The following is a 24,819-nucleotide window of genomic DNA, read 5'->3' on the forward strand; positions in this document are numbered from 1 at the left end:
CCAAAAGACAAAGAAATGGTGATGCCTGGTGATAACGTCACAATTACCGTAAAACTCATCGCTCCTATCGCGATGGAAGAAGGTTTACGTTTTGCGATCCGTGAAGGTGGCCGTACTGTTGGCGCCGGCGTGGTTGCTAAGATTTTGGCTTAATTAGTAGTAAAAAATATTTAGCGGCTTGCTAACCGGTGACATCAGTGCTGCTGATGTCACCGTGCTCTTTAGATTGATAACGTGGCAGCACCACAACGCTCTTTGGAATTAATATGCAAAACCAAAAAATTCGTATTCGTCTTAAAGCATTTGATTACCGTTTGATCGACCAGTCGGCTGCTGAAATCGTTGATACAGCTAAGCGTACTGGTGCCGTTGTTAAGGGACCAGTTCCTTTGCCAACGCGTATTGAGCGTTTTGATATTTTGCGTTCACCACACGTAAACAAAACATCACGTGATCAATTAGAGATTCGCACCCATCTGCGTTTAATGGATATTGTTGATCCCACAGAGAAAACAGTGGATGCTTTGATGAAATTAGACCTGCCTGCAGGTGTAGACGTCGAAATTAAGTTGCAGTAATTCAGTATTTTCAGTCTTTGCTCTTGCCAAGACTGGATTTTCGGGATAGAATCTAAGGCTTCGCTCATTTAATTGGGCGAAATTGTTGATTTTATTAGCATTAAAAACGTTATAACTTATTGATTTAGAAGTACTTTTACTTGTAAATCACTTAAATTAAATTTTGCCGACCAATCGAAGTCGGCGTGGAGCATGAATATGAGCTTAGGCTTAATCGGTCGCAAGATCGGCATGACCCGTCTATTTACGGACGAAGGGGAAGCAATTCCTGTCACTGTAATTGACGTGAGCGACAACCGAGTTGCTCAAATCAAGACCCAGGAAACTGATGGCTATAACGCTATCCAGTTGGCCCATGGGACACGTAGAGCTACACGCGTTACCAAATCTATGGCTGGACACTTTGCAAAAGCAGGTGTGATGGCTGGTAATGCACTCAACGAATTTCAATTAGATGCAGCAAAAATTGCAGAAATGACAGCGGGTCAAGTTATTCCTGCTGAAGCTGCATTTGCTGCTGGCCAAAAAGTGGATGTGCAGGGTGTAACGATTGGTAAAGGCTATGCCGGTACTATCAAGCGCCATCACTTCGCTTCTGGTCGTGCTTCCCACGGTAACTCACGTTCACATAACGTGCCAGGTTCCATCGGTATGGCACAAGATCCAGGCCGTGTATTCCCAGGTAAGCGCATGACCGGCCACCTTGGTGATGAAACACGTACTGTACAAAATTTAGTCATCGCACGCATTGATGCAGAACGCAATCTCATCATGGTTAAAGGCGCTATTCCAGGCGCCCCAGGCGGTAAAGTAATTGTTACTCCAGCGGTGAAGACACCGTTGAAGAAGAAATAAGGAGGGCGAATATGGAACTTAAGCTTCTCCAGGATAACGGTACTTTAGGCGCAGGTGTTCAAGCCTCTCCAGAAGTATTCGAACGCGAATATAACGAAGCATTGGTACACCAAGTAGTTGTAGCTTACCAAGCAAATGCACGTAGCGGTAACCGCGCACAAAAAGACCGTGAGCAAGTTAAGCACACAACCAAGAAACCTTGGCGTCAAAAAGGTACTGGTCGTGCACGTGCTGGTATGAGCTCATCCCCACTGTGGCGTGGAGGGGGTCGTATATTCCCGAATTCTCCAGAAGAGAATTTCAGCCAAAAAGTAAACAAGAAAATGTACCGCGCTGGTATGAGATCTATTTTGTCTCAGTTAGCCCGTGAAGGTCGTTTGAATGTGGTTGATCAATTTAATCTTGATGCTCCAAAGACCAAAGTTTTAGCTGACAAAGTAAAAGCGATGGGATTGGACTCTGTATTGATTATTGTTGATCAAGTTAGCGAGAATTTGTACTTGGCATCACGTAACTTGCATAAAGTTGCTGTATGTGAGCCACAGCACGCCGATCCTTTAGCTTTGGTTCAATACAAAAAAGTATTGGTAAGCAAATCAGCGATTGCAAAAATTGAGGAGTTGCTTAAATGAGCCAAGTCCGTAAAAACGATCACAGCTTGATGAAGGTTCTGCTTGGACCAGTGATCTCTGAAAAAGCCACTATGGTTGCAGAGAAGAACGAACAAGTGGTATTCCAAGTTACTCGCGACGCTAACAAAAGCGATGTGAAACAAGCGGTCGAATTGCTCTTTAAAGTGCAAGTTGACTCAGTCCAAATCGTCAATCAAAAGGGTAAGCCTAAGCGCTATGGCCGTTTTGAGGGTCGTCGCGATCACACTAAGAAGGCCTACGTAAGCTTGAAGCCAGGTCAAGAAATTAACTTTGAAGCGGAGGCGAATTAATCATGCCTTTGATGAAGACAAAACCGACCTCACCAGGTCGTCGTTCAATGGTCAAGGTGGTAAATCCAGACCTGCATAAAGGTAAACCTTTTGCAGCTCTGTTAGAGCCACAGTTCCAAAAAGCGGGTCGTAATAATAATGGCCACATCACCACTCGTCACAAGGGTGGTGGTCATAAGCATCACTATCGCGTTGTTGATTTCAAACGCAACGACAAAGATGGTATTCCAGCAAAAGTTGAACGCTTGGAATACGATCCAAACCGCAGTGCAAATATTGCTTTGATCGTGTTTGCTGATGGTGAGCGCCGCTATATTCTTGCTGCTAAGGGCATGACTGTTGGTCAGGCTTTGATGAGTGGCGCAGAAGCTCCAATCAAATCCGGAAACAATTTACCAATTCGTAATATCCCAGTTGGTAGCACGATTCACTGTGTTGAAATGTTGCCAGGTAAAGGTGCACAAATTGCACGTTCAGCTGGTGGTTCGGCAGTATTGCTAGCACGTGAAGGTGTTTACGCACAGGTTCGTTTGCGCTCTGGTGAAGTGCGTCGTATTTTGATCGACTGCCGCGCAACCATTGGTGAAGTTGGCAATGAAGAGCATAGCTTGCGTGTTATTGGTAAAGCTGGTGCAAACCGCTGGCGTGGTATTCGCCCAACCGTTCGCGGTGTGGCAATGAACCCAGTAGATCACCCACATGGTGGTGGTGAAGGTAAGACTGGCGAAGGCCGTGTTCCTGTATCTCCATGGGGCACTCCAACCAAAGGTTATCGTACACGTCGTAACAAGCGTACAACATCAATGATCGTTCAACGTCGTAACAAGCGTTAAGCGATTAAGGAAAAATAGATATGACACGTTCAGCTAAAAAAGGTCCTTTTTGCGACGCCAGCTTAGTAAAAAAAGTTGAAGTAGCACAGGCCAACAAAGACAAAAAGCCGATTAAAACTTGGTCACGCCGTTCAACAATTCTTCCAGACTTTATTGGTCTGACAATTGCTGTTCATAACGGTCGTCAGCACGTTCCGGTTTATGTATCAGAAAACATGGTGGGTCATAAGTTAGGCGAATTTGCCTTGACCCGTACTTTCAAAGGTCACGCTGCTGACAAGAAAGTAACGAAGAAGTAAGGGGATGATGATGGAAGTTAAAGCTATTCACAAGGGTGCCCGCATTTCTGCGCAAAAGACACGTTTGGTCGCAGACCAAATCCGTGGTTTGCCGATTGCTCGCGCATTAAACATTTTGAACTTCAGCCCCAAGAAAGCTGCCTTCATTGTGAAAAAAGTTGTTGAGTCCGCAGTGGCCAACGCTGAACACAATAAAGGTGCTGATATTGACGAGCTCAAGGTATCAGCAATTATTGTTGATAAGGGCACTTCCTTGAAGCGCTTTACAGCGCGCGCCAAGGGTCGTGGCAATCAAATTGAAAAACAAACTTGTCACATTAGCGTGACCTTGAGTAACTAAGGAAAGATATGGGCCAAAAGATAAACCCCACCGGATTCCGACTCTCGGTAACGAAGAACTGGACATCTAAGTGGTATGCAAACAATACTGATTTTGCAAAGATGCTCAAAGAGGACGTAGATGTCCGCATCTATTTGAAGAAGAAGTTAAAGAATGCATCTGTTAGCAAAGTGGTAATCGAGCGTCCTGCAAAGAATGCACGTATTACGATTTATAGCTCACGTCCAGGTGTTGTAATCGGTAAAAAAGGCGAGGATATTGAAGTTCTCCGTCGCGAATTACAAAAGCGTATGGGCGTTCCAGTCCATGTAAATATCGAAGAAATTCGTAAGCCTGAAGTTGATGCGCAATTGATCGCTGATTCCATTACTCAACAGCTCGAAAAACGTATCATGTTCCGTCGCGCCATGAAGCGTGCGATGCAAAATGCAATGCGTCTTGGTGCACAAGGTATCAAGATCATGTCTTCTGGCCGCTTAAACGGTGCTGAAATTGCACGTCGTGAATGGTATCGTGAAGGTCGCGTACCACTTCATACATTGAAGGCTGATATTGATTACGCTACTTCTGAGGCTGAAACTACATACGGCATTATTGGCGTAAAAGTTTGGGTTTACAAAGGCGATACATTAGGTCGTGGTGCTGATGCTCCAGCGGTTACTGTTGAACCAGTGGCTGATGAGAAAAAGCCACGTCGCGCACCATCTAAAACAGCAGCGCGTAAGCCTGCCGGTGATGCAAAGCCATTAGTTGCGACTAAGCCAGCAGTAAAGCGTGCCCCTAAAGCCGTTGAAGCTGCAAGTGCTGAAACGCAGAAGTCAGGAGAGTAAGCATGCTACAACCAAAGCGTCGTAAGTATCGTAAGGAACAAAAAGGCCGCAACACTGGCGTTGCAACACGTGGTAGTTCTGTAGCCTTTGGAGACTTTGGATTGAAGGCCGTCGGCCGTGGACGTTTAACCGCTCGTCAAATTGAGTCGGCACGTCGCGCAATGACCCGTCACATTAAACGTGGTGGCCGTATCTGGATTCGTATTTTCCCAGACAAGCCAATTTCACAAAAACCTGCTGAAGTTCGTATGGGTAACGGTAAGGGTAACCCAGAGTACTACGTAGCTGAAATTCAACCAGGCAAGATTTTGTACGAGATGGATGGTGTGAATGAGACTTTGGCGCGTGAAGCTTTCAAGCTTGCTGCTGCTAAGTTGCCTTTGCAAACTACATTCGTGATTCGCCACTTAGGTTGATCGGATAGACATTATGAAAAAGACAGAATTAGCAACTAAAGATCTGGTTGCCTTAAACGCAGAATTAACTGAGCTCTTGAAAACAGGTTTCAAGCTCCGTATGCAAAAGGGTACTCAGCAACTCACTAATACCAGCCAATTGGGTAAGAATAAGCGCGATATTGCACGCGTGAAGACTTTCATTACCCAAAAAACTGCACAGAAATAAGGAAAAAGGGATATGACAGAATTATCTAAACCCTTGCGCCGCACCCTCGTGGGTCGTGTCGTTAGCGACAAAATGCAAAAAACTGTGACTGTACTAGTTGAGCGCCAAGTAAAACATGCGCTTTATGGCAAGTATGTAGGACAGTCCAAAAAGTACCATGCTCATGATGAAGCTGGACAATACAAGATGGGTGATACCGTTGAAATTGCTGAATCTAAGCCAATTTCACGCACTAAATCTTGGGTTGTTACCCGTTTAGTTCAAGAGTCCAAAGGTATTTAAAGAAATATGAGGGATTTTGGTAAAAATACTTGCCAAATCCCTATTTTATGTAGTATGATAGAAGGCTTCTCTGGTTTTATTGTGAGAAGCAGTGTTTTTTCATTAATTCCGGGTTTTAGCTTTCGCTAAATCCCATTGACGGAACCAAGACTGTTTGCCTATGGCAAATAAGTTGGGAATTAAAAAATGATTCAGACCGAAAGTAGATTACAGGTCGCCGATAATACTGGCGCCAGTGAAGTTTTGTGCATCAAGGTATTGGGCGGCTCTAAGCGTCGTTACGCCAGTATCGGTGATGTCATCAAAGTTAGCGTGAAATCCGCTGCTCCACGTGGCCGTGTAAAAAAAGGTGACATTTACAACGCCGTAGTAGTGAGAACTGCTAAGGGTGTTCGCCGTCCAGACGGTTCATTGATTAAGTTCGATGCAAACGCTGCGGTATTGCTCAACGCTAAGTTAGAGCCAATTGGCACACGTATCTTTGGACCAGTAACGCGTGAATTGCGTACTGAGAAGTTCATGAAGATCGTTTCTCTCGCCCCAGAAGTTATTTAAGAGGCTGATATGAAAAAGATTCGTAAAGGTGATTCCGTAGTTTTGTTGACTGGTCGTGATAAAGGCAAGCAAGGAACTGTTACAGCTGTCCTCGATGAGAAATTAGTCATCGAAGGCGTGAATATTTACAAAAAGAGCGTTAAGCCTAATCCAGCTGCTGGTGTAACCGGTGGCCTGATTGACAAGACAATGCCTGTTCACATTTCTAATGTGGCTTTGGTTGACGGTAACGGCAAACCATCACGTGTTGGTATCAAACTCGTTGACGGTAAAAAGCAGCGTTTCCTCAAAACCACTGGCGCGACTTTAAGCGCATAAGGGGCACGGAGAAATTATGAGCACACGTTTTCAAGAGCATTACAAAGAAAAAGTTATCGCTGATTTAATGACCAAATTTGGTTACAAGTCTTTGATGGAAGTTCCTCGCATCACTAAGATCACATTGAATATGGGTCTTGGTGAAGCTGTTAACGATAAAAAAGTAATCGAAAATGCAGTTGGCGATTTGACAAAGGTTGCAGGCCAAAAGCCAGTAGTAACTAAGGCCAAAAAAGCGATTGCAGGTTTCAAAATTCGTCAAGGTTACCCAATCGGTGCCATGGTGACATTGCGCGGTGCGCGCATGTACGAATTCTTGGATCGTTTTGTTACTGTAGCGTTGCCACGAGTACGTGACTTCCGCGGTATCTCCGGTAAAGCATTTGACGGTCGTGGAAATTACAACATTGGCGTTAAAGAGCAAATCATTTTCCCAGAAATCGAATACGACAAGATTGATGCCCTGCGTGGTCTCAATATCAGTATTACGACGACCGCTAAGACTGACGAAGAAGCAAAAGCTTTGTTAGCAGCGTTCAAATTCCCTTTCCGCAATTAAGAGGCTAACGTGGCAAAACTATCCCTAATTGAGCGCGAAAACAAGCGCGCAAAAACTGTAGAGAAGTACGCTGTAAAGCGTGCAGAACTCAAGGCAATCATTGCAGATCAATCACGCAGTGAAGAAGAGCGCTATGAAGCTCGCTTGAAGCTACAGGCACTTCCACGTAACGCAAGCCCGATTCGTCAAAGAAATCGTTGTTCATTAACCGGTCGTCCACGTGGCACATTCCGTAAGTTTGGTTTGGCCCGTAGCAAGATTCGTGAAATCGCCTTCCGTGGCGAAATCCCCGGTTTAACCAAGGCCAGCTGGTAAGCGGCGAAAGAATTAGGAGAACTCATGAGTATCAGCGATCCAATCGCCGACATGTTGACCCGGATTCGCAATGCGCAAGCAGTGCAGAAACCTGCAGTCATCATGCCGTCGTCAAAAGTAAAAGTAGCTATTGCAAAAGTTTTGCAAGATGAAGGCTATATCGATAACTTTGAAATCAAAGGTGAAGCAGCTAAGCCAGTGCTACACATTGAACTCAAATACTATGCAGGCCGTCCTGTTATTGAGCGTATTGACCGTGTTTCAACACCAAGTCTGCGCATCTATAAGGGTCGCCACGACATTCCAGAAGTAATGAATGGCTTGGGCATTGCTATTATTTCAACCCCTCAAGGCGTTATGACTGACCGCAAAGCCCGTGCAAACGGTGTTGGTGGTGAAGTTATTTGCTACGTCGCTTAAGGAGAGAAATATGTCCCGCGTTGGTAAATCACCTATTCCAGTCCCAAAGGGCGCTGAAATCAATATTAATGGAGCAACTGTTACTGTTAAGGGCCCATTGGGTTCTTTGACACATAACTTACATCCTTCAGTTGGCTTAAAGCAAGAAGATGGCGTGTTAACAGTAACTTTAAATGACAATTCACCAGAAGCTGGTGCTCAGTCAGGAACTGCACGTGCATTGGTAAACAACATGGTCGTTGGCGTTACTACTGGCTTTGAGCGTAAGCTCAGCTTAGTAGGCGTTGGATACCGTGCTGCTGCTCAAGGCGAAACATTGAAATTGCAATTGGGTTTCTCACACGACATTATTTACAACTTGCCAAAAGGTGTAAAAGCAGAAACTCCTACGCAAACTGAAATCATCATTAAAGGCTCCAACAAGCAACAAGTTGGCCAGGTCGCAGCTGAAGTTCGCGCATATCGTTCACCAGAGCCTTACAAAGGCAAGGGCGTTCGCTATGTTGATGAAGTTGTGCATCTGAAAGAAACTAAGAAGAAGTAAGCGAGATTAGAAAATGAATAAAGACGAATCCAGACAAAGACGTGCTCGGCAGACTCGTATTCGCATTGCCGAAGCATTGGCAAATCGCTTAACAGTTATCCGTAGTAATTCACACATTTCTGCGCAGGTATATAGCTCTTGCGGTACCAAGGTTTTGGCTTCCGCCTCATCTATGGAAAAAGATTTACGCCAAGCGATCAAAAACGGTGGCAATACTGATGCGGCTGCACAAATTGGCAAATTAGTTGCTGAGCGTGCGGTTAAAGCAGGTGTTGTTGATGTTGCATTTGATCGTTCTGGTCATCGTTACCACGGCCGTATCAAGGCCTTAGCTGAAGCTGCGCGTGAAGCCGGCCTGAAGTTCTAATAGGGTTTAGGAAAAAACATGGCAAAAATGCAAACAAAGATGCAAAACGAAGAGCGCGATGATGGTCTTCGCGAGAAGATGATCGCTGTAAATCGTGTAACCAAAGTGGTTAAGGGTGGTCGTATTCTCGGCTTCGCTGCACTCACTGTAGTTGGCGATGGCGATGGTCGCATCGGCATGGGTAAGGGTAAATCAAAAGAAGTTCCTGTTGCTGTTCAAAAAGCAATGGATGAAGCACGTCGCAAGATGATCAAAGTTTCCTTACGCAAGGGCACTTTGCAGCATACCGTGATTGGTAAGCATGGTGCTTCACGTGTGATGATTTCTCCTGCTAAAGACGGTACTGGCGTTATTGCCGGCGGTCCAATGCGCGCTATTTTTGATGTAATGGGTGTAACAAACGTTGTAGCTAAGTCTCTCGGCTCAACTAACCCCTACAACATGGTTCGTGCAACTATTGATGGTTTAAGCAAAATGAGTACTCCTTCTGAAATCGCTGCTAAGCGCGGTAAATCAGTTGAAGAGATTCTCGGCTAAGACCGCAAATTAGGAATCTATAAATGACAACATCAAACTCTAAAGTCAAACTGCAATTAGTGCGTAGTTTGATCGGTACACGCGAAAGCCATCGTGCAACTGTTCGTGGCTTAGGCCTTGGACGTATTAATTCTGTTTCAGAATTAGAAGACACACCAGCTGTTCGCGGAATGATTAATAAAGTTTCTTATCTAGTTAAAGTCATCGGCTAATTAACTAGCAAGTACATAGGCAAAGAATATGCAACTCAATACACTTAAACCCGCAGAGGGCTCCAAGAAAAATCGTCGTCGCGTAGGTCGCGGCATTGGTTCTGGACTTGGTAAAACTGCTGGCCGCGGTCACAAAGGTCAAAAGTCACGTTCCGGTGGATTCCACAAAGTTGGATTCGAGGGCGGTCAGATGCCTATGTATCGTCGTTTGCCAAAACGTGGATTCGTTTCATTGACACGTCGTCACGTTGGCCAAATTACTTTAAATGACTTGGCAAAAATCAATTTACCAGAAGTTGATCTGTTGATTTTGAAAGCACATGGTTTTGCTGGTGAACAAATTAATGCAGTTAAGGTAATTAAAACTGGTGAACTTAAGATTGCTGTAACTTTAAAAGGTTTAACAGCAACTGCTGGCGCAAAAGCAGCTATTGAAGCTGCTGGCGGCAAATTGGTTGAATTGGCTTAATAGGTTTACAAATGGCATTAGCACCCACAAACAATAGCGCAGCTCAATCAGGGGGCAAGTTTGGCGAATTACGTCAACGCTTGGTATTCCTAGTGTTGGCTTTGCTTGTGTTTCGCTTGGGTGCGCATATCCCTGTTCCAGGAATTGACCCAGACCAGCTTGCTCAATTATTTGCAGGTCAAAAAGACGGTATTTTAGGAATGTTTAACCTGTTTTCAGGCGGAGCTTTATCTCGCTTTACTGTTTTTGCTCTGGGAATCATGCCCTATATTTCTGCATCAATCATCATGCAGTTAATGACGATTGTTGTTCCTTCGCTTGAGTCTTTGAAAAAAGAAGGTCAAGCTGGCCAACGTAAGATTACTCAGTACACTCGATACGGCACAGTATTTCTAGCTACATTCCAGGCTTTGGGCATCTCTGTTGCATTACAAGCGCAGCCGGGCTTAGTAATAAATCCAGGATTGATGTTCGAGTTAAATACCGTTGTGACCTTAGTTACTGGAACTATGTTCTTGATGTGGTTAGGCGAGCAAATTACTGAACGTGGTTTAGGTAATGGTATCTCCATCATCATCTTCGGCGGCATTGTGTCTGGCTTGCCAAATGCTGTAGCCAGTCTTTTGGAGTTGGTTCGCACAGGCTCCATGAATATCGTCTCTGCAATGCTAATCATGGTGATTGTTGCTGCAGTTACTTACTTCGTTGTATTTGTAGAGCGCGGTCAACGTCGCATACTGGTTAACTATGCTAAACGTCAAGTTGGCAACAAGATTTATGGCGGGCAGTCATCATATTTCCCATTGAAGTTAAATATGGCTGGTGTTATTCCCCCAATTTTTGCTTCTTCGATTATTTTATTTCCTGCAACGATTGCTGGTTGGTTTACTTCTGGCGAGCCAAAGAACATTTTTAGCAGAATCATCAAAGATTTAGCAGCTACATTAGCACCGGGCCAGCCTGTTTACACAATCTTATACGCTGCAGCCATTATTTTCTTCTGCTTCTTCTATACAGCATTGGTATTCAATAGCCGTGAAACTGCAGAAAATTTAAAGAAGAGTGGTGCCTTTGTCCCAGGTATTCGTCCTGGAGATCAAACGGCTCGTTACATTGACAAGATTTTGGTGCGTCTAACGCTGGCTGGATCTATTTATATGGTTCTAGTTTGCTTGTTACCTGAATTTTTAGTATTGAAGTACAACGTACCGTTCTATTTCGGCGGTACTTCATTGTTGATTATTGTCGTTGTTGCAATGGATTTCATGGCTCAAGTTCAGTCATTCATCATGCAGCAGCAATACGGCTCTTTGATGAAAAAAGCTAACTTTAAGATGGGCGCTTAACTGAATGTCTAAAGACGATGTAATTCAGATGGCGGGTGAAGTTGTAGAGAATTTACCGAATGCAATGTTTCGCGTAAAACTTGAAAACGGACATGTGGTTTTGGGGCACATTTCCGGAAAGATGCGGATGCACTATATCCGTATTTTGCCGGGAGATAAGGTGACGGTGGAGATGACTCCTTACGACCTGTCGCGCGCAAGAATTATTTTCCGCGCGAAGTAACAATTAAGTAGTACATATTTTTAAGAGGTGAGTTATGAAAGTTTTGGCATCCGTTAAGTGTATTTGCAGAAATTGCAAGATCATTAAGCGCAAACGCGTTGTGCGTGTGATCTGTTCTTCAGACGCACGTCATAAGCAGCGTCAAGGCTGATCTGGTTAATTAAGAGGAAATCTCATGGCACGTATCGCTGGGGTAAATATCCCAAATCATCAACACACTGTCATCGGTTTGACAGCAATTTTTGGCATTGGCACAACCCGTGCTCACAAAATTTGTCAAACGACAGGTGTTGCTATAGACAAAAAAGTAAAAGATCTTACTGATGCCGACTTGGAAAAGTTGCGTGATGAAGTAGGTAAATTTACTACTGAAGGTGACCTTCGTCGTGAAGTAACGATGAGCATCAAGCGTTTGATGGACTTAGGCTGCTACCGCGGTGTTCGTCATCGTAAGGGCTTGCCTGTACGTGGTCAACGTACAAAGACTAACGCGCGTACCCGTAAGGGCCCACGTAAGTCTGGCGTGCAACTTAAGAAATAATCAAGAAAGTTTATTGAAATGGCAAAACAACAATCCGCTTCCGCAGCATCACAGCGCGCTCGCAAGAAGGTTAAAAAGAACGTTGCTGACGGTATTGCACACGTTCACGCTTCTTTTAACAACACCATCATTACGATCACAGATCGTCAGGGCAATGCGCTTTCATGGGCAACTTCTGGCGGACAGGGTTTCAAGGGTTCACGTAAGTCCACTCCTTTTGCTGCTCAGGTAGCTGCAGAAGTTGCGGGCAAAGTGGCAATTGAATGTGGTATTAAAAATTTGGAAGTTCAAATCAAAGGCCCAGGCCCTGGTCGTGAATCTGCAGTTCGCGCATTGAATTCTTTGGGAATCAAAATCACTGAGATTCAAGACGTCACCCCAGTTCCACATAATGGTTGCCGTCCTCCAAAGCGTCGTCGTATTTAATCTCTGGATTCGGTAGTACAAAGTTTAGTATTTTTTTATAAAGCCCACTGTTCGCCTGATTTAAAGGGCGAACTCACCGCCGGTCGCAAGACTGCGGCAAAGAAAGGAAAGCATCGTGGCACGTTACTTAGGGCCTAAGGCCAAGTTAGCACGTCGGGAAGGTACCGACTTATTTTTAAAGAGCGCACGTCGTGCATTATCAGACAAGTGCAAGTTAGACACGAAGCCTGGTCAACATGGCCGTACTTCTGGTTCACGAACCTCCGATTACGGTAATCAATTGCGTGAAAAGCAAAAGGTTAAGCGTATTTATGGCGTGTTAGAGCGTCAATTCCGTCGTTACTTTGCAGAAGCAGAGCGTCGCAAGGGTAACACCGGCGAAACATTGCTTCAGTTGCTAGAGTCACGCCTTGATAACGTTGTTTATCGTATGGGTTTCGGCTCTACACGTGCAGAAGCACGCCAATTGGTTTCCCACTGTGCAATTTTGCTCAATGGTCAACCAGTAAACATTCCATCAATTCAGGTGAAACCTGGTGATGTTGTTGCGATTCGTGAGAAGGCCAAGAAACAAGCTCGTATTACAGAATCACTCAATTTGGTTCAGCAAATGACTGCAATCGGCTGGGTTTCAGTTGATGCCGCCAAGCTCGAGGGAACATTTAAGCAAGTGCCTGACCGCGAAGATATTAGCGGTGAAATTAATGAAAGTTTGATCGTCGAATTGTATTCACGCTAATTAGGCACTCTCAAGGAAAAAATATGCAAACAAATTTGCTCAAGCCAAAGATTATTTCTGTTGAAGCGCTTACCGCCAACCAAGCTAAGGTTGTAATGGAGCCGTTCGAGCGTGGCTATGGCCATACACTCGGAAATGCATTACGTCGCGTTCTCTTGTCTTCTATGGTTGGTTATGCACCAACTGAAGTGGCGATTGCTGGTGTAGTGCACGAGTACTCCACATTAGACGGAGTCCAAGAGGATGTAGTCAATCTTTTGTTGAACCTCAAAGGCATCGTATTTAAATTACAGTCACGTGATGAAGTAACTATCAATTTACGTAAAGAAGGCCCAGGCGTTGTTACGGCAAAAGATATTGATTTGCCACATGATGTCGAAATCATTAATCCTGATCATGTTATCGCTCACTTATCTGCTGGTGGTAAGTTAGACATGCAGATCAAGGTTGAAAAAGGCCGTGGATATGTACCGGGTAATATGCGTCAATACCATGATGAGGCTACCAAGATTATTGGTCGTATTGTTTTGGACGCATCTTTTAGTCCTGTAAGCCGTGTTAGCTATGCTGTTGAATCTGCTCGTGTTGAGCAACGTACCGACCTTGATCGTCTAGTAATGACTATCGAAACAAATGGTGTGTTGTCTCCTGAAGAAGCAATTCGTCAAGCGGCTACTATTTTGGTTGATCAGCTAGTTGTATTCGCTGCCCTAGAAAGTAGTGAAGTATCTGGTGAACTCGCACCAAGCCGCTCTTCAATGGTTGATCCAATGTTGATGCGTCCAGTTGATGATCTCGAACTCACTGTTCGCTCAGCAAACTGCTTGAAGGCTGAGAACATCTACTACATTGGTGACTTGATTCAACGTACTGAGAATGAATTGTTGAAGACGCCTAATTTAGGTCGTAAGTCCTTAAATGAAATTAAGGATGTATTGGCGGCTCGTGGCTTAAGTCTTGGCATGAAACTCGAAAGCTGGCCTCCAGCTAACCTCGAGAAATAATTAGAAAGGAAGCATCATGCGTCACGGAAACGGCTTACGCAAACTAAACAGAACATCTTCACATCGCTTGGCGATGCTGCGCAACATGTCCAATTCTCTTTTGGAGCACGAAGTGATTAAAACCACTTTGCCAAAGGCTAAAGAATTGCGTATGGTTGTTGAGCCCTTGATTACCTTAGGTAAAAAAGATAACTTAGCTAATCGTCGCTTGGCATTTAACCGCACTCGTGATCGCGATATCGTGACTAAACTCTTTACAGAGCTTGGCCCACGTTATGCAACACGTCCGGGTGGCTACTTGCGTATCTTGAAATTCGGCTTCCGTCATGGCGATAATGCGCCAATGGCCTTAGTAGAATTGGTAGATCGTCCAGAAGTTGAAGAAACTGCTGTAGCTGAAGAAGCTTAAGTTTTGAAGGTTTTATAAAAAGCCAGGCTTCGGTCTGGCTTTTTTCATTCATGCAGGTTTAAATAGGCCATGGCAAAGACTTCATCAACAGAACTGATCATCGTTACCACCTCTTTTGCGGTACTGGGCGATGCAAATGCAATGGCACGGAAGCTGATCGAGCGAGGATTGGCGGCATGCGTCCAAATACATGAAGGCGTTCATTCAATATATCGTTGGAAGGGCACCGTTTGTGAAGAGAAGGAAGTGATTCTTGTTGCTAAAACAAATGCAAACAAGTGGGGTGAAATCAGTTCTTTTATGAAGACCGAGCATCCTTACGACTTGCCTGAAATTATTGCTGTCAAACCAACAGAATATGATTTGGAGTATGGCCAATGGGTGATGGCGGAATTGCAGTCAAAATAATGAAAATCAGACAAAATATCTTATTAGCAATTATTTTATTGCTGACTCTTTGTGGCCAATCGCTCGCCGCTGATTTTTTAGCTCCTGAAAAAGCTTTTGTAGTGCAGGCTGCTTGGCAGGAGAATTCAAATGAAATCGCAGTCGAACTTTCGCCAGCAAAGGGCTATTACATTTATCGACAGTCATTACAGTTTAAGGCTGGATCGAACGAAAAAAAGTTAGCGAGTTATGCGCCGACCCTCCCTCAGGGTATTGAAAAGTTTGATGCGACCTTTCAGAAAAAATTACAGATTTATAAGCAGGCATTTACTGTGCTGTTCAATGTTAAGAATGAGGCAAATCAACCCATTCATCTTGAAGTAGGGCTACAGGGTTGTGCAGAAGCGGGAATTTGTTACCCCCCAATGACATTGACATTCTTACTAACCGGGCCAGGGGTGAAGGCTGCTCCTATTCCGGATGCTCTGGAGGCAACAACACTCAGTACTCAGGTGAGTCCATCTGACTCAAGTCTGCTGGATTTATGGCGCGAAAGAGATGACATAAATGCCATTAATCATTTTTTAGAAAATACCTCATCTACTTATCTATTTTTTGCTTTCTTTGTTTTGGGTTTGGCGCTGGCTTTTACCCCTTGTGTACTCCCGATGCTGCCTATCTTGTCCAGCGTAGTTTTTGGAACGCAGAATAATCAGGCCATATCCAAGGCAAGAGCAGCTGTATTGGCAATGGCTTATGTGCTCGGGATGGCTCTGGTTTACGCCCTTGCTGGGGTTCTAATGGCAGCCCTAGGGGGAAGTGTCCAACGGGTTCTGCAAAGCCCCATAGCCCTATTTAGCTTTGCCTGCCTTTTAATTGGCTTATCTGGCAGCCTTTTTGGTCTATATCATCTCAGGCTGCCCCATTCGTGGCATCAGCATATTGACCGCCTAGCCGGTCGCCAGAAGGGCGGGAGTATTTTCGGGGCGTTTGCTTTGGGAGGCATTTCAACCTTGGTAGCTAGCCCATGCATTACTGCCCCTTTGGCTGGAGTTTTGACCTTTATTGCTCAAACTGGCTCGATGTCCCTGGGCGCAGGTTTACTTTTTGTAATGGCGCTAGGCATGGGCCTTCCACTTTTATTTATTGCCATTGAAGCGCGCATCTTGATTCCATCGACAGGAATGTGGATGGTTTGGTTGCAGCGTGCTTTAGGTGTTTTATTAGTTGCTACCGCTCTTTGGATCGCTGCACCGATTTTTCAAAAGACAGGTTTAGTAGGAAATGATCAATCGCTTAATGGTGAAGTTAGTCGCAGTATTGGGGGGCGCCTTCACTTCACCATCATTCAGTCCCCTGCGGATTTAGATCGTGAGCTGATTAAAGCAAAGGCCGAAAATAAATTATTGCTGCTCGATTTTTATGCTGATTGGTGTATTAGTTGTAAAGAAATGGAGCTCAATACTTTCTTTAATCCAGAGGTCAGTAAAGAGCTTGGGCGATTTGTTTTGCTACAAGCCGATGTCACTAAAAATACATCTGATAATCAAGCGCTGTTAAAACGGTTTGATTTGTTTGGGCCACCCGGAATTTTGCTGTTTGATCCCAATACGCAAGCAGAGATAAAGAACCAGCGGATCGTTGGCTATATGCCGCCCGAACGTTTTCTCCAACGCCTACAAAAGGCATTGGAGAAATAATCATTACTTCGATTTGAGTAGGCGTGCTGCCTCAAGTGCGAAGTAGGTGAGGATGCCATCAGCACCGGCACGCTTAAACGCGAGTAATGATTCCATCATGACACTGTCATGATCTAACCAACCATTGAGTGCGGCCGCTTTGAGCATTGCATATTCGCCACTTACTTGGTATGCATAAGTGGGGTACTCAAATGCATCTTTAACACGCCGTACAATATCTAAGTAAGGCATACCAGGCTTGACCATCACCATATCAGCGCCCTCATTAATATCTAGTGCAACCTCCCGCAAAGCCTCGTCAGTATTGGCTGAATCCATTTGATAGGTTTTTTTATCGGCCTTACCTAAATTTTTTGCAGAACCTACTGCATCACGAAATGGCCCATAAAAAGCGGAGGCAAATTTAGCGGAGTAGGCCATGATGCGCGTATGAATTAAATTCTGTTGCTCAAGTGCTTCTCGAATTTTTTGAATGCGACCATCCATCATGTCTGAGGGCGCAACAATATCGACACCTGCTTGGGCTTGGGTAAGGGCTTGCGCCACCAAGATAGCAGTAGTTTCATCATTGAGAATGCGGTTATCTGCATCCAGAACGCCATCTTGTCCGTGACTTGTGTAGGGGTCTAGGGCAACGTCGGTCATGATTCCTAATTCGGGGAATCGCTTCTTGAGTTCAGCAACTGCTCGCGGAATCAGTCCATTCGGATTACAAGCTTCTTTTCCATCTGGAGTTTTTAAAGCTGCATCGATAACGGGAAATAGTGCCAATACTGGAATGCCCAGAGCAACACATTCTTCTGCGACGGGAAAGAGCAAATCTAATGAGAGACGATTTACCCCGGGCATTGAAGTAACTGATTCTGACTGATGAGCGCCGTCAAGAAGAAAAACGGGGTAGATCAGATTGCTAGCAGTCAGCACGTTTTCCTGCATCAGGCGTCTTGACCAATCATCCCGACGCATACGACGTGGGCGGTGGGCCGGAAAATGCAAAAGAGAATTAGCTTGTGATTTCATTTTCTTGAGTTTCGGATTCAAATAGCCATTTAATAATTAAATTATCCGCTTCGACAAGCCCAATCCGTTTGGTGCTTGAAAATAATTGTGCAGTGAGTTGTTTTGAGTCTCCAGTGCCATCCGGCAGGGCTGGATCATATTGCTGTAATCGATTCTTGACAGCTTCTAAAGCATGCTTGCACTCACTTTTATTGAGCTTGTCACATTTGCTCAGCAGGACATGAATGGGTTTGCCGGTAGGCACAAACCATTGAATCATTTGTTCATCTAAATCGGTAATGCCTCGTCTGGCATCCACAATTAAGACCATTCCCACCAATTGCTCCCGCTCTTGTAAATAATCGCTTAAAAGAGCATTCCAATGATATTTTGTTTCGTGATTGACCGCTGCATAGCCATAACCAGGCAAGTCAACTAGATAGGCCAAAAGATCATCTTTGGCGAAAAGGCCAAAATAATTGATGTGTTGGGTGCGACCAGGCGTTTTGCTGGCAAAAGCGAGCCTTTTTTGATTGCAAAGGACATTAATTGCGCTTGATTTGCCTGCATTTGAGCGACCAGCAAAGGCTACCTCACGTAAGGGTGTGCTCGGTAGGCAATGGGTGTCATTGACCGTTGTGGCGAATTTGGCTTGAAAGAGTTTAGACATGTTGAGAAGCTATTGTAAAATCACGCAAAATCATGAAATATCTCATGGTGTTGGGTAAAAGGTTGTAAATGTAGGGCCCAAACACTTTTAGGAATTTTTGCCAAGGTAAACATAATGCGTCAAACCTCTCAAATCTCCAAATTAACTAGCGTTCGTGCTGGTTTTATGGCTTTAGCTCTCACTATTATCGGTGCTGGTTTCTCGGCTGCCCAGGCAGAGGAGGCGCCAGCGGCTGCTCCCGCTGCTGCTGCGGTGGTACCGGGTAAGCCTAAAACAGATCCTGCTGCTGGGGAAGCACTCTACTCTAATGGAGATGCTAGCCGTGGTGTTGTAGCTTGCGTGGGCTGTCATGGTCCAAACGGTAAGAGCGCCTCAGGTGCCTGGCCCAAGTTGGCTGCTCAGCACCCTGCGTACATTGTGAAGCAGCTTAAAAACTTTAAAGAAGGCACTCGTGCCAACGCAGTCATGATGGGTATGGCAGCGCCTTTAACAGAACAAGATATGGCTAATATCGCAGCTTATCTTGGTAAGCAAGAGCCATCACCTGGTGTTGCTACAAATAAGGACACGATTGAGTTGGGTCAGAGCATTTATCGCGGTGGTATTGCCTCCAAGGGTGTGCCAGCATGTGCGGGTTGTCATAGCCCAAATGGCGCTGGTATTCCTTCTCAATACCCACGTCTTTCTGGTCAATGGGCTGACTACGCCAATGCTCAATTAATTGCTTTCCGTGAAGGCACTCGCATGAATGCCCCTAAGATGACAGTGATTTCATCAAAAATGAATGATAAAGAAATGAAGGCCGTTGCAGATTACATGGCTGGATTGCATTAATCAAGCTTGCCTGAAAAACAAAAACCCCGTTAAAACAGCGGGGTTTTTTATTGCTCATTTGTAAGTACGAATTAAAGAATTCAGTCTGGCAATCGTGCTTCACTACTAAATAAATCTTGTGTATTTTCGCGGCTACGAATGACGTAAGCCTTATCGCCATCGACCATAATTTCAGCGGGCTTAGGCCTGGTGTTGTAATTAGATGCCATTACAAAACCATAAGCACCCGCTGATAAGATCGCCAAGAGATCGCCTTCTTCTATGCCGAGAGTGCGGTCTTTGCCAAGCCAGTCGCCAGATTCACATACTGGCCCAACAATATCGTAAGTAAGGCTTTTTAGATTCTTGTTTTGCACTGGAACAATGGCGTGATAAGCCTCATATAAGGCAGGACGCATTAGTTCAGTCATGGCAGCATTCACAATGCAGAAGTTCTTTTCAGCGCCCGGCTTTAGGTACTCCACTTGCGTTAAGAGGACGCCAGCGTTACCCACCAAGGATCTACCGGGTTCTAGGACAACATCCAGATAGGCAAAGCCCCGTTTGGCTACGTGGTCCAGTAAGGTGTTTGTGAATTCAGTGATATCGGGAGGTGTTTCAGAGCCATAAGAAATGCCCAGGCCACCACCCAAATCCAAATGATGAATCGTAATACCCTCTTTCTTAAGTTGCTCAACAAGATCCAACACTTTGTCTAGCGCATCTAAGTAAGGGGAGGTAGATGTAATTTGTGAGCCAATATGGCAATCAATTCCGACAACATCTATTTGCGAGAGCAGCGCTGCTTCACGATATGTTTTTAAAACCTCGTGATAGGCAATACCAAATTTATTGCCTTTTAAGCCAGTAGAAATGTAAGGGTGCGTTTGGGCATCCACGTCTGGATTGACGCGCAAGGAAATCGGGGCGCGACAATTGAGCTGTTGCGCTACGCGATTAATTTGATGTAGCTCAGCAATTGACTCAACATTAATACATTTAACACCCGCTTGAAGTGCTTGTGCTATTTCATCAGCAGATTTACCTACGCCTGCAAATACCAAGCTTTTTGGATCTGCACCGATTGCTAATGCGCGCGCCAATTCACCGCCGCTAACTAAGTCAAAGCCAGCCCCTAATTTTTTAAAACAATCAATTACCGCTAGATTGCTGTTTGCCTTCATGGCGTAGTGAATACGTGCGCGTCGATGTCCTGTTGGGTCAACGCAGGCGCGGTCATAGGCTTGAAATGCCTCAGTTAGTGACTTTTTGCTGTAGATATAGAGGGGCGTACCAAATTGGCTTGCTAAATCAGAAAGGGGGATTTCTTCGGCATACCAACTTCCGTTTCGCTCTGAAAATCCACTTAAATTAGGAATGGGGTTGGAAGCACTTTTCATTACTGGGCCGGAGAAGTTGTGTTGGAAGCAGGGTTTTGAGGTGGATAGAGTTTGCCTTGCGGCTCAGGCTCACTAGGTGGAACAGGTGCTGGCGGCACATTTGGCAAATAAAGTGGACCCCTAACCCCACATCCTGCAAGGGATATTAGGCATATAAAACCAAGGGATCGAATAAGAATCGCTATCATGAATATCTCTAAAACGAATGATTGAATATAGCATGCAGGACTCAAAGATGAACCTAAATAACTCAAGCGTAGAGCAGATTGATGACAGGCAATTTCATCAATTAGGGAGCAATTTATTGCAATCAATCGAGCTAGCCCTAGAGGCTGCTGATGATGATCTGGATTTAGATTTAGATGTAGAGCGCCAAGGTGGGAGCGTAGTCAATATCCGTTTTAAGGATCGTAGCGTGATTGTGGTCAACACTCAGGCCCCATTGCATGAGATATGGGTTGCTGCTAAATCTGGTGGTTATCACTATCGTTGGGCGGGAACAGTTGCTCAACCCTTGTGGACTGATACTAAGACTGGCCGAGAGCTTTTGAGCGATTTATCTGCCTTTGCTAGCGCTCAAGCTGGCAAAACAGTGAAAATTACATTAATCAAATAAGTTTCAGTATCAAACTTATGCGGCACCAGTGGCCAAGAGAGTTTCGATCACTTGAGCATCTGGAACGCTCTTAATTTGCGCTTTGCCAATTTTTTCCAAAAGAACATAGCGAATTGATCCGCCCTCGGTTTTCTTGTCAACTTGCATCAATTCTATGTATCGCTCGGCGCCAAATTTTGGCGGCTCAACAGGCAAGTTCATCGAGCGAATAATCTTGCTCAGTCGCTCGAATTCCGCTTGGTTAATTTGCCCTAAGCGATAGGAGAGCTCCGCCCCCATTACCATTCCGCATCCAACCGCTTCCCCATGAAGCCATTGACCATAGCCCATGCCTGCTTCAATGGCATGACCAAATGTATGGCCAAAGTTAAGTGTTGCGCGAATGCCGCCTTCACGCTCATCAGCTGACACAACTGCTGATTTGATTTCACAGGAGCGAAGAACAGCATAAGCCATTGCATTTGTATCGCAAGCTAATAAAGCGCTTGCGTTAGCCTCAATCCAATCGAGAAAATGAGCATCTGCGATTGCACCATGTTTGATGACTTCAGCAAGTCCAGCTGAAAGCTCGCGTGCTGGTAAGGTTTTCAATGTATTGAGATCGGCAATCACAGCTACAGGTTGATGAAACGCGCCAATCATGTTTTTGCCTAGCGGATGATTAATACCTGTTTTCCCACCCACAGATGAATCAACTTGTGCCAGTAAGGTTGTTGGAACCTGAATAAAGCGAATCCCACGCATGAAGCTGGCTGCAGCAAATCCCGTCATATCGCCAATGACGCCCCCACCGAGTGCAATTAACATCGTTTGACGATCGGCGCCGAATTTCAATAAGTCATCAAAAATGAGTTGAAGGTGCTTCCAGTCTTTGTAGGACTCGCCGTCGGGCAAAACAATCTTATGAATTGGCTTGCCAAACTTTTCTAATGTCTTGGTGAGACGCTCTGCGTACAGTGGAGCAACCGTTGAATTGGTAACAATAAAAAGTGAGCTAGCTTTTTCGCAGGCATTAAATAATGCGCTTTGGTCAATTAAGTCCGCTCCAATGTAAATTGGATAACTGCGAGTGCCAAGATCAACTTCAAGTGTTTTCATAAATGTTTCAGGTTGAGAGTTCAAGCTGCATGATAAGTGTGTTGACCAATTGATTAACGCTTGGTTTACCAGTTTCAATCACATGGTCTGCAATTTCTCTATAGAGCGGATCTCGAATCGCATAGAGACTCTCAAGAATTCTCCTGGCATCCCCATTTTTTAAGAGTGGCCGTCCTTCCCCCCCTTTAGTGCGATGCCACAGTTCTATTGGATTAGCGTGGAGGTAAATGACCGTCCCACGCTCACTTAAACATTGGCGATTTTCTGGAAGAATAATTGCTCCACCTCCCGTAGCCAGTACAAGGTCAGTTTGAGCAGTAATTTCTTGAATGGCCTGTGCTTCCCGTTTACGAAAACCATCCTCACCTTCCATTTCAAAAATGACAGGGATTTTGACGCCACAGCGCTCTTCAATAACATGGTCGGCATCTAAAAAGCGCCGACCTAATTTTTTTGCAAGTAATTTTCCGACGGTCGACTTTCCGGCGCCCATGAGGCCGATAAGAAAGATATTGTTCGTCGAAGAGTTCACCTCTCGATTTTATTAGGGTTTATCTAATACGGTCGGAGTTAAGAAAACCAACAACTCAGTTTTGTCTTGGAGTGTGGATTTATGGCGAAATAACTGCCCAATCAAGGGAATATCGCCTAAGAACGGAATTTTGACCTCATCTTCTCGTTCTGTGGTTTGAAAAATTCCACCGATGATTGCTGTGCCGCCATTTTCTACGGTTACCTCCGAACTGAGATTTTTCGTGTCTATGGCATAGCCATGCTCTGTTTTCATGCCAACGGTATCTTTATTAATGCCAACCAGCATGGAAATTTTCCCGTCCGGGTGTATTTTTGGTAGCACCTCTAATCGCAAGTTGGCCTTTCTAAATTGCAATTTATTACCATTTTGAGAGCTGGTTTGATAAGGAAGTTCGGTGCCCTGCTCAATGGTCGCTTTCACCTGATCCCCAGTCATGATGCGGGGGTTTGAGAGAATTTTGCCTTGGCCATCGGATTCGAGCGATGAGAGTTCGATTTGTAGCAGTCTGCTGGCATTTCTGCTTACCAGTGTGGCCGCTAAGGTGGCAGGATTAAAGCCCCCCAAGCCTGCCCCAGCCAAATCGAGGTTAGCATTGATTTTTTGGTCTGGATTGGCGCCAATATGATTTGCCTCATAGCCCAGCTTAAGCCCTAGCTCCCTAGCAAACCGCTCATCAGCCTCCACTATTCTGGCTTCAATCAATATCTGCCTTGGGCTATTAATATGGTCACCCCCAAATGGCAATGCTGCGTCTTCCCTGCGAAATTTCTGAAATGCCTGAATTTCTGAATGCGGGCCAATCCAGTAAATATCGCCGTTACGGACAATGCGCAAACCCCTGCTGGCCAAAATGGAGTGAAGGGCGGCTTGCCAGCTGGTGTTGTTCAGACTCACAGAGATTGTTCCTCCAATAGTCTCGCTCAGTAGAAAGTTGGTTTGGCCTATTTGAGCCAAAATTTGGAGCAACTCAGTAAGTTCAATATTCTTAAATTGGAGGCTTACTGACCCGTGATTGAGGGTCTGGTCTTCGGAATTCTTAGCCTCAGGTGAGCTGGAAAAAATAAGCAAAAAAGCCAACCCCAGGATGGCTATCAAATAATTAAATTTTGTTTCTTTCATTAGTTCCTTGAGCTCTTCAAAACGATTGATTTCCCTTTTTCGTTTGACAGTGTGACTAGGTCTTTTTGGATATCGGAGATGCTCCAGCCGCCTAGGGCGCGACCCTATTTTTGGAGCATCACCACCCCTTTACCGGTTTGAAAAAATGCCTGCTGGGAGTGGCCTTGCTGACTGCTGCCAAGGTAACGCCAGCGACGCAATTCCAATTCCTCGGGTGGTATCGTGGATTTGACAGGGACGGTTATATTTTGGGGTTTTATATTATTGGAGTGAATACTTACTTCTAATAAATCCATTTCCTGATATATGTCCTCTTGATTAATCTCCCAATCCTCCCGCAATAAAACCAGCTCTTTTTTGAGGGTCACAATTTGCGCTTCAAGCCCTTCAATATCCCCCTTTGAACTGGCTTTCATGGCCTCAAAGGCGAAAAAAAAGGCTGCTGCAAGGCCGCCAATAGTGATGGCTAAGAAGAGCAATTGGGTGGTTTTTGGGCTTTGTATTGGAAAATCAACAGAACTCCATCGCGCCTGTTTGGGATGATTTATTGGATCTGGTGGGGGCACCTGATGAGACGGATTTTTGCGAATTCCATGGGGGTCTGGGATGGCTGGGTCAGCTCCTAGGTCGCTCAAAATCTCATCGAAAGATTGGGGGGATATATGGCGTGTGGGCATCCCTACATTTTTAGGAATTGCTCGAATCTGGGCTATCGGAAAAGGTGGAATCGGGAGTAAGAAAATAAGGCTTTTAATGCTGTCCGAAAAGCGGGTATATCCCCCTATAATTCAATTCTATGGCTCTACCCCCAAAAGACAAGCCACCGCTTAATCGGCGGTTCATCCGACCTGCGGATAGGCGACCACGCCAACCTCATTCGGAGCCCGGGTCCTTTGCGTCTTCGGGAAGTAGCC

General features: G+C 45.0%; 42 protein-coding genes. 34 read left to right on the top strand and 8 right to left on the bottom strand.

Going from position 1 to position 24,819, the window contains the following annotated elements:
* The 32 genes from M2125_RS08775 to dsbD form a co-directional block, all read left to right on the top strand.
* Positions 1–153, top strand: a 153-nt coding sequence (locus tag M2125_RS08775; protein ID WP_483414191.1) for an EF-Tu C-terminal domain-related protein, incomplete at its 5' end; no start/stop codon positions are given.
* Between the two features lie 113 nt (positions 154–266).
* On the top strand, positions 267–578 hold the full coding sequence (gene rpsJ / locus M2125_RS08780; protein WP_011901899.1) for a 30S ribosomal protein S10: 312 nt from the start codon (positions 267–269) through the stop codon (positions 576–578).
* 198 nt (positions 579–776) lie between these two features.
* The gene (gene rplC / locus M2125_RS08785; RefSeq protein ID WP_076024679.1) at positions 777–1,433 is read left to right on the top strand and encodes a 50S ribosomal protein L3; all 657 of its coding nucleotides are present in this window, start codon (positions 777–779) and stop codon (positions 1,431–1,433) included.
* Between the two features lie 11 nt (positions 1,434–1,444).
* On the top strand, positions 1,445–2,065 hold the full coding sequence (gene rplD / locus M2125_RS08790) for a 50S ribosomal protein L4 (protein WP_071464439.1): 621 nt from the start codon (positions 1,445–1,447) through the stop codon (positions 2,063–2,065).
* Positions 2,062–2,376, top strand: a complete 315-nt coding sequence (gene rplW, locus M2125_RS08795; RefSeq protein ID WP_076024545.1) for a 50S ribosomal protein L23 — start codon at positions 2,062–2,064, stop codon at positions 2,374–2,376. Before rplD ends, rplW begins: the two co-directional genes overlap by 4 nt.
* Positions 2,377–2,378: 2 nt before the next feature.
* Positions 2,379–3,209 (top strand): 50S ribosomal protein L2, encoded by an 831-nt coding sequence (gene rplB, locus M2125_RS08800; RefSeq protein ID WP_076024546.1) that lies wholly within the window; start codon positions 2,379–2,381, stop codon positions 3,207–3,209.
* Between the two features lie 20 nt (positions 3,210–3,229).
* Entirely contained in the window at positions 3,230–3,508 is a 279-nt protein-coding gene (gene rpsS, locus M2125_RS08805; protein ID WP_011901904.1) for a 30S ribosomal protein S19, read from the top strand.
* 7 nt (positions 3,509–3,515) lie between these two features.
* Positions 3,516–3,848, top strand: coding sequence for a 50S ribosomal protein L22 (gene rplV / locus M2125_RS08810; RefSeq protein ID WP_198929325.1), 333 nt, complete (start codon positions 3,516–3,518; stop codon positions 3,846–3,848).
* A gap of 8 nt (positions 3,849–3,856) precedes the next feature.
* Entirely contained in the window at positions 3,857–4,678 is an 822-nt protein-coding gene (rpsC, locus tag M2125_RS08815) for a 30S ribosomal protein S3 (protein WP_277542697.1), read from the top strand.
* Positions 4,679–4,680: 2 nt separating this feature from the next.
* Positions 4,681–5,094 (top strand): 50S ribosomal protein L16, encoded by a 414-nt coding sequence (gene rplP, locus M2125_RS08820; protein WP_076024548.1) that lies wholly within the window; start codon positions 4,681–4,683, stop codon positions 5,092–5,094.
* Positions 5,095–5,107: 13 nt separating this feature from the next.
* Positions 5,108–5,302: a 50S ribosomal protein L29 gene (gene rpmC, locus M2125_RS08825; protein ID WP_076024549.1), complete on the top strand. Its 195-nt coding sequence runs from the start codon at positions 5,108–5,110 to the stop codon at positions 5,300–5,302.
* A 12-nt stretch (positions 5,303–5,314) separates the two neighbouring features.
* Positions 5,315–5,584 carry a 30S ribosomal protein S17 gene (gene rpsQ / locus M2125_RS08830; protein ID WP_076024550.1) on the top strand — a complete coding sequence of 90 codons (270 nt, stop codon included), beginning with the start codon at positions 5,315–5,317 and terminating at the stop codon, positions 5,582–5,584.
* Between the two features lie 186 nt (positions 5,585–5,770).
* On the top strand, positions 5,771–6,139 hold the full coding sequence (gene rplN / locus M2125_RS08835) for a 50S ribosomal protein L14 (RefSeq protein ID WP_011901910.1): 369 nt from the start codon (positions 5,771–5,773) through the stop codon (positions 6,137–6,139).
* A 9-nt stretch (positions 6,140–6,148) separates the two neighbouring features.
* The gene (rplX, locus tag M2125_RS08840) at positions 6,149–6,457 is read left to right on the top strand and encodes a 50S ribosomal protein L24 (RefSeq protein WP_076024551.1); all 309 of its coding nucleotides are present in this window, start codon (positions 6,149–6,151) and stop codon (positions 6,455–6,457) included.
* Between the two features lie 16 nt (positions 6,458–6,473).
* Positions 6,474–7,016 (top strand): 50S ribosomal protein L5, encoded by a 543-nt coding sequence (gene rplE, locus M2125_RS08845; protein WP_076024552.1) that lies wholly within the window; start codon positions 6,474–6,476, stop codon positions 7,014–7,016.
* A gap of 9 nt (positions 7,017–7,025) precedes the next feature.
* Entirely contained in the window at positions 7,026–7,331 is a 306-nt protein-coding gene (rpsN, locus tag M2125_RS08850) for a 30S ribosomal protein S14 (protein ID WP_076024553.1), read from the top strand.
* Positions 7,332–7,355: 24 nt separating this feature from the next.
* Positions 7,356–7,751, top strand: coding sequence for a 30S ribosomal protein S8 (rpsH, locus tag M2125_RS08855; protein WP_076024554.1), 396 nt, complete (start codon positions 7,356–7,358; stop codon positions 7,749–7,751).
* Between the two features lie 10 nt (positions 7,752–7,761).
* On the top strand, positions 7,762–8,295 hold the full coding sequence (gene rplF / locus M2125_RS08860) for a 50S ribosomal protein L6 (protein WP_076024555.1): 534 nt from the start codon (positions 7,762–7,764) through the stop codon (positions 8,293–8,295).
* A gap of 13 nt (positions 8,296–8,308) precedes the next feature.
* Positions 8,309–8,662, top strand: a complete 354-nt coding sequence (gene rplR / locus M2125_RS08865) for a 50S ribosomal protein L18 (RefSeq protein ID WP_076024556.1) — start codon at positions 8,309–8,311, stop codon at positions 8,660–8,662.
* Positions 8,663–8,680: 18 nt separating this feature from the next.
* A complete protein-coding gene (gene rpsE / locus M2125_RS08870) occupies positions 8,681–9,199 on the top strand; it encodes a 30S ribosomal protein S5 (protein ID WP_015420248.1) in 519 nt (172 codons plus the stop codon).
* Positions 9,200–9,222: 23 nt separating this feature from the next.
* Positions 9,223–9,411: a 50S ribosomal protein L30 gene (rpmD, locus tag M2125_RS08875; RefSeq protein WP_015420249.1), complete on the top strand. Its 189-nt coding sequence runs from the start codon at positions 9,223–9,225 to the stop codon at positions 9,409–9,411.
* 28 nt (positions 9,412–9,439) lie between these two features.
* Positions 9,440–9,880 carry a 50S ribosomal protein L15 gene (gene rplO / locus M2125_RS08880; protein ID WP_076024557.1) on the top strand — a complete coding sequence of 147 codons (441 nt, stop codon included), beginning with the start codon at positions 9,440–9,442 and terminating at the stop codon, positions 9,878–9,880.
* Between the two features lie 11 nt (positions 9,881–9,891).
* Positions 9,892–11,226: a preprotein translocase subunit SecY gene (gene secY, locus M2125_RS08885; RefSeq protein ID WP_076024558.1), complete on the top strand. Its 1,335-nt coding sequence runs from the start codon at positions 9,892–9,894 to the stop codon at positions 11,224–11,226.
* 4 nt (positions 11,227–11,230) lie between these two features.
* The gene (gene infA, locus M2125_RS08890) at positions 11,231–11,449 is read left to right on the top strand and encodes a translation initiation factor IF-1 (protein WP_076024559.1); all 219 of its coding nucleotides are present in this window, start codon (positions 11,231–11,233) and stop codon (positions 11,447–11,449) included.
* A 34-nt stretch (positions 11,450–11,483) separates the two neighbouring features.
* Positions 11,484–11,600: a 50S ribosomal protein L36 gene (gene rpmJ / locus M2125_RS08895; RefSeq protein WP_012357167.1), complete on the top strand. Its 117-nt coding sequence runs from the start codon at positions 11,484–11,486 to the stop codon at positions 11,598–11,600.
* 24 nt (positions 11,601–11,624) lie between these two features.
* Complete coding sequence (rpsM, locus tag M2125_RS08900; protein WP_076024560.1) at positions 11,625–11,990, top strand: 30S ribosomal protein S13; 366 nt, start codon at positions 11,625–11,627, stop codon at positions 11,988–11,990.
* An 18-nt stretch (positions 11,991–12,008) separates the two neighbouring features.
* Entirely contained in the window at positions 12,009–12,416 is a 408-nt protein-coding gene (rpsK, locus tag M2125_RS08905; protein WP_062307066.1) for a 30S ribosomal protein S11, read from the top strand.
* A gap of 115 nt (positions 12,417–12,531) precedes the next feature.
* On the top strand, positions 12,532–13,155 hold the full coding sequence (gene rpsD / locus M2125_RS08910) for a 30S ribosomal protein S4 (RefSeq protein WP_076024561.1): 624 nt from the start codon (positions 12,532–12,534) through the stop codon (positions 13,153–13,155).
* A gap of 23 nt (positions 13,156–13,178) precedes the next feature.
* Entirely contained in the window at positions 13,179–14,159 is a 981-nt protein-coding gene (locus M2125_RS08915; RefSeq protein WP_076024562.1) for a DNA-directed RNA polymerase subunit alpha, read from the top strand.
* A gap of 16 nt (positions 14,160–14,175) precedes the next feature.
* Positions 14,176–14,568, top strand: coding sequence for a 50S ribosomal protein L17 (rplQ, locus tag M2125_RS08920; RefSeq protein ID WP_015420256.1), 393 nt, complete (start codon positions 14,176–14,178; stop codon positions 14,566–14,568).
* A gap of 69 nt (positions 14,569–14,637) precedes the next feature.
* Complete coding sequence (cutA, locus tag M2125_RS08925; RefSeq protein WP_277542566.1) at positions 14,638–14,976, top strand: divalent-cation tolerance protein CutA; 339 nt, start codon at positions 14,638–14,640, stop codon at positions 14,974–14,976.
* A complete protein-coding gene (gene dsbD, locus M2125_RS08930) occupies positions 14,976–16,655 on the top strand; it encodes a protein-disulfide reductase DsbD (protein ID WP_280742850.1) in 1,680 nt (559 codons plus the stop codon). The genes cutA and dsbD overlap by 1 nt, the downstream gene beginning before the upstream one ends.
* Positions 16,656–16,658: 3 nt before the next feature.
* On the opposite strand, the gene hemB is transcribed toward dsbD, so the two are convergent.
* A complete protein-coding gene (gene hemB, locus M2125_RS08935; protein WP_076024564.1) occupies positions 16,659–17,675 on the bottom strand; it encodes a porphobilinogen synthase in 1,017 nt (338 codons plus the stop codon).
* Positions 17,659–18,324, bottom strand: coding sequence for a ribosome biogenesis GTP-binding protein YihA/YsxC (gene yihA, locus M2125_RS08940; RefSeq protein ID WP_076024565.1), 666 nt, complete (start codon positions 18,322–18,324; stop codon positions 17,659–17,661). The genes hemB and yihA overlap by 17 nt, the downstream gene beginning before the upstream one ends.
* A gap of 114 nt (positions 18,325–18,438) precedes the next feature.
* On the opposite strand from yihA, the gene M2125_RS08945 reads away from it, so the two are divergent.
* Complete coding sequence (locus tag M2125_RS08945) at positions 18,439–19,158, top strand: c-type cytochrome (RefSeq protein ID WP_277542564.1); 720 nt, start codon at positions 18,439–18,441, stop codon at positions 19,156–19,158.
* Between the two features lie 80 nt (positions 19,159–19,238).
* On the opposite strand, the gene lysA is transcribed toward M2125_RS08945, so the two are convergent.
* Positions 19,239–20,537, bottom strand: a complete 1,299-nt coding sequence (gene lysA / locus M2125_RS08950) for a diaminopimelate decarboxylase (protein WP_076024566.1) — start codon at positions 20,535–20,537, stop codon at positions 19,239–19,241.
* Positions 20,537–20,725, bottom strand: coding sequence for an LPS translocon maturation chaperone LptM (lptM, locus tag M2125_RS10960; RefSeq protein WP_425334241.1), 189 nt, complete (start codon positions 20,723–20,725; stop codon positions 20,537–20,539). The genes lysA and lptM overlap by 1 nt, the downstream gene beginning before the upstream one ends.
* 47 nt (positions 20,726–20,772) lie before the next feature.
* On the opposite strand from lptM, the gene cyaY reads away from it, so the two are divergent.
* Complete coding sequence (cyaY, locus tag M2125_RS08955; protein ID WP_083657599.1) at positions 20,773–21,153, top strand: iron donor protein CyaY; 381 nt, start codon at positions 20,773–20,775, stop codon at positions 21,151–21,153.
* A 15-nt stretch (positions 21,154–21,168) separates the two neighbouring features.
* On the opposite strand, the gene aroB is transcribed toward cyaY, so the two are convergent.
* The 4 genes from aroB to M2125_RS08975 all read right to left on the bottom strand — a co-directional run bounded on the left by aroB (position 21,169) and on the right by M2125_RS08975 (position 24,582).
* Positions 21,169–22,251 (bottom strand): 3-dehydroquinate synthase, encoded by a 1,083-nt coding sequence (gene aroB, locus M2125_RS08960; RefSeq protein ID WP_076024567.1) that lies wholly within the window; start codon positions 22,249–22,251, stop codon positions 21,169–21,171.
* A 7-nt stretch (positions 22,252–22,258) separates the two neighbouring features.
* Positions 22,259–22,744, bottom strand: coding sequence for a shikimate kinase (locus M2125_RS08965; protein ID WP_076024568.1), 486 nt, complete (start codon positions 22,742–22,744; stop codon positions 22,259–22,261).
* A 51-nt stretch (positions 22,745–22,795) separates the two neighbouring features.
* Positions 22,796–23,905 carry a secretin and TonB N-terminal domain-containing protein gene (locus M2125_RS08970; RefSeq protein ID WP_280742851.1) on the bottom strand — a complete coding sequence of 370 codons (1,110 nt, stop codon included), beginning with the start codon at positions 23,903–23,905 and terminating at the stop codon, positions 22,796–22,798.
* 104 nt (positions 23,906–24,009) lie between these two features.
* On the bottom strand, positions 24,010–24,582 hold the full coding sequence (locus M2125_RS08975) for a hypothetical protein (RefSeq protein ID WP_280742852.1): 573 nt from the start codon (positions 24,580–24,582) through the stop codon (positions 24,010–24,012).
* Positions 24,583–24,819: the final 237 nt, after the last annotated feature.

The sequence above is a fragment of the Polynucleobacter sphagniphilus genome (assembly GCF_029892205.1).
Taxonomy (GTDB): domain Bacteria; phylum Pseudomonadota; class Gammaproteobacteria; order Burkholderiales; family Burkholderiaceae; genus Polynucleobacter; species Polynucleobacter sphagniphilus.

What these genes read in the sequence shown, in the direction of transcription:
- rpsJ (WP_011901899.1), top strand. Translation starts at nt 267, where the DNA reads ATGCAAAACCAAAAAATTCGTATTCGTCTTAAAGCATTTGATTACCGT.
- rplC (WP_076024679.1), top strand. Translation starts at nt 777, where the DNA reads ATGAGCTTAGGCTTAATCGGTCGCAAGATCGGCATGACCCGTCTATTT.
- rplD (WP_071464439.1), top strand. Translation starts at nt 1,445, where the DNA reads ATGGAACTTAAGCTTCTCCAGGATAACGGTACTTTAGGCGCAGGTGTT.
- rplW (WP_076024545.1), top strand. Translation starts at nt 2,062, where the DNA reads ATGAGCCAAGTCCGTAAAAACGATCACAGCTTGATGAAGGTTCTGCTT.
- rplB (WP_076024546.1), top strand. Translation starts at nt 2,379, where the DNA reads ATGCCTTTGATGAAGACAAAACCGACCTCACCAGGTCGTCGTTCAATG.
- rpsS (WP_011901904.1), top strand. Translation starts at nt 3,230, where the DNA reads ATGACACGTTCAGCTAAAAAAGGTCCTTTTTGCGACGCCAGCTTAGTA.
- rplV (WP_198929325.1), top strand. Translation starts at nt 3,516, where the DNA reads ATGATGGAAGTTAAAGCTATTCACAAGGGTGCCCGCATTTCTGCGCAA.
- rpsC (WP_277542697.1), top strand. Translation starts at nt 3,857, where the DNA reads ATGGGCCAAAAGATAAACCCCACCGGATTCCGACTCTCGGTAACGAAG.
- rplP (WP_076024548.1), top strand. Translation starts at nt 4,681, where the DNA reads ATGCTACAACCAAAGCGTCGTAAGTATCGTAAGGAACAAAAAGGCCGC.
- rpmC (WP_076024549.1), top strand. Translation starts at nt 5,108, where the DNA reads ATGAAAAAGACAGAATTAGCAACTAAAGATCTGGTTGCCTTAAACGCA.
- rpsQ (WP_076024550.1), top strand. Translation starts at nt 5,315, where the DNA reads ATGACAGAATTATCTAAACCCTTGCGCCGCACCCTCGTGGGTCGTGTC.
- rplN (WP_011901910.1), top strand. Translation starts at nt 5,771, where the DNA reads ATGATTCAGACCGAAAGTAGATTACAGGTCGCCGATAATACTGGCGCC.
- rplX (WP_076024551.1), top strand. Translation starts at nt 6,149, where the DNA reads ATGAAAAAGATTCGTAAAGGTGATTCCGTAGTTTTGTTGACTGGTCGT.
- rplE (WP_076024552.1), top strand. Translation starts at nt 6,474, where the DNA reads ATGAGCACACGTTTTCAAGAGCATTACAAAGAAAAAGTTATCGCTGAT.
- rpsH (WP_076024554.1), top strand. Translation starts at nt 7,356, where the DNA reads ATGAGTATCAGCGATCCAATCGCCGACATGTTGACCCGGATTCGCAAT.
- rplF (WP_076024555.1), top strand. Translation starts at nt 7,762, where the DNA reads ATGTCCCGCGTTGGTAAATCACCTATTCCAGTCCCAAAGGGCGCTGAA.
- rplR (WP_076024556.1), top strand. Translation starts at nt 8,309, where the DNA reads ATGAATAAAGACGAATCCAGACAAAGACGTGCTCGGCAGACTCGTATT.
- rpsE (WP_015420248.1), top strand. Translation starts at nt 8,681, where the DNA reads ATGGCAAAAATGCAAACAAAGATGCAAAACGAAGAGCGCGATGATGGT.
- rpmD (WP_015420249.1), top strand. Translation starts at nt 9,223, where the DNA reads ATGACAACATCAAACTCTAAAGTCAAACTGCAATTAGTGCGTAGTTTG.
- rplO (WP_076024557.1), top strand. Translation starts at nt 9,440, where the DNA reads ATGCAACTCAATACACTTAAACCCGCAGAGGGCTCCAAGAAAAATCGT.
- secY (WP_076024558.1), top strand. Translation starts at nt 9,892, where the DNA reads ATGGCATTAGCACCCACAAACAATAGCGCAGCTCAATCAGGGGGCAAG.
- infA (WP_076024559.1), top strand. Translation starts at nt 11,231, where the DNA reads ATGTCTAAAGACGATGTAATTCAGATGGCGGGTGAAGTTGTAGAGAAT.
- rpmJ (WP_012357167.1), top strand. Translation starts at nt 11,484, where the DNA reads ATGAAAGTTTTGGCATCCGTTAAGTGTATTTGCAGAAATTGCAAGATC.
- rpsM (WP_076024560.1), top strand. Translation starts at nt 11,625, where the DNA reads ATGGCACGTATCGCTGGGGTAAATATCCCAAATCATCAACACACTGTC.
- rpsK (WP_062307066.1), top strand. Translation starts at nt 12,009, where the DNA reads ATGGCAAAACAACAATCCGCTTCCGCAGCATCACAGCGCGCTCGCAAG.
- M2125_RS08915 (WP_076024562.1), top strand. Translation starts at nt 13,179, where the DNA reads ATGCAAACAAATTTGCTCAAGCCAAAGATTATTTCTGTTGAAGCGCTT.
- rplQ (WP_015420256.1), top strand. Translation starts at nt 14,176, where the DNA reads ATGCGTCACGGAAACGGCTTACGCAAACTAAACAGAACATCTTCACAT.
- cutA (WP_277542566.1), top strand. Translation starts at nt 14,638, where the DNA reads ATGGCAAAGACTTCATCAACAGAACTGATCATCGTTACCACCTCTTTT.
- dsbD (WP_280742850.1), top strand. Translation starts at nt 14,976, where the DNA reads ATGAAAATCAGACAAAATATCTTATTAGCAATTATTTTATTGCTGACT.
- hemB (WP_076024564.1), bottom strand. Translation starts at nt 17,675, where the DNA reads ATGAAATCACAAGCTAATTCTCTTTTGCATTTTCCGGCCCACCGCCCA.
- yihA (WP_076024565.1), bottom strand. Translation starts at nt 18,324, where the DNA reads ATGTCTAAACTCTTTCAAGCCAAATTCGCCACAACGGTCAATGACACC.
- M2125_RS08945 (WP_277542564.1), top strand. Translation starts at nt 18,439, where the DNA reads ATGCGTCAAACCTCTCAAATCTCCAAATTAACTAGCGTTCGTGCTGGT.
- lysA (WP_076024566.1), bottom strand. Translation starts at nt 20,537, where the DNA reads ATGAAAAGTGCTTCCAACCCCATTCCTAATTTAAGTGGATTTTCAGAG.
- lptM (WP_425334241.1), bottom strand. Translation starts at nt 20,725, where the DNA reads ATGATAGCGATTCTTATTCGATCCCTTGGTTTTATATGCCTAATATCC.
- cyaY (WP_083657599.1), top strand. Translation starts at nt 20,773, where the DNA reads ATGAACCTAAATAACTCAAGCGTAGAGCAGATTGATGACAGGCAATTT.
- aroB (WP_076024567.1), bottom strand. Translation starts at nt 22,251, where the DNA reads ATGAAAACACTTGAAGTTGATCTTGGCACTCGCAGTTATCCAATTTAC.
- M2125_RS08965 (WP_076024568.1), bottom strand. Translation starts at nt 22,744, where the DNA reads ATGGGCGCCGGAAAGTCGACCGTCGGAAAATTACTTGCAAAAAAATTA.
- M2125_RS08970 (WP_280742851.1), bottom strand. Translation starts at nt 23,905, where the DNA reads ATGAAAGAAACAAAATTTAATTATTTGATAGCCATCCTGGGGTTGGCT.
- M2125_RS08975 (WP_280742852.1), bottom strand. Translation starts at nt 24,582, where the DNA reads ATGCCCACACGCCATATATCCCCCCAATCTTTCGATGAGATTTTGAGC.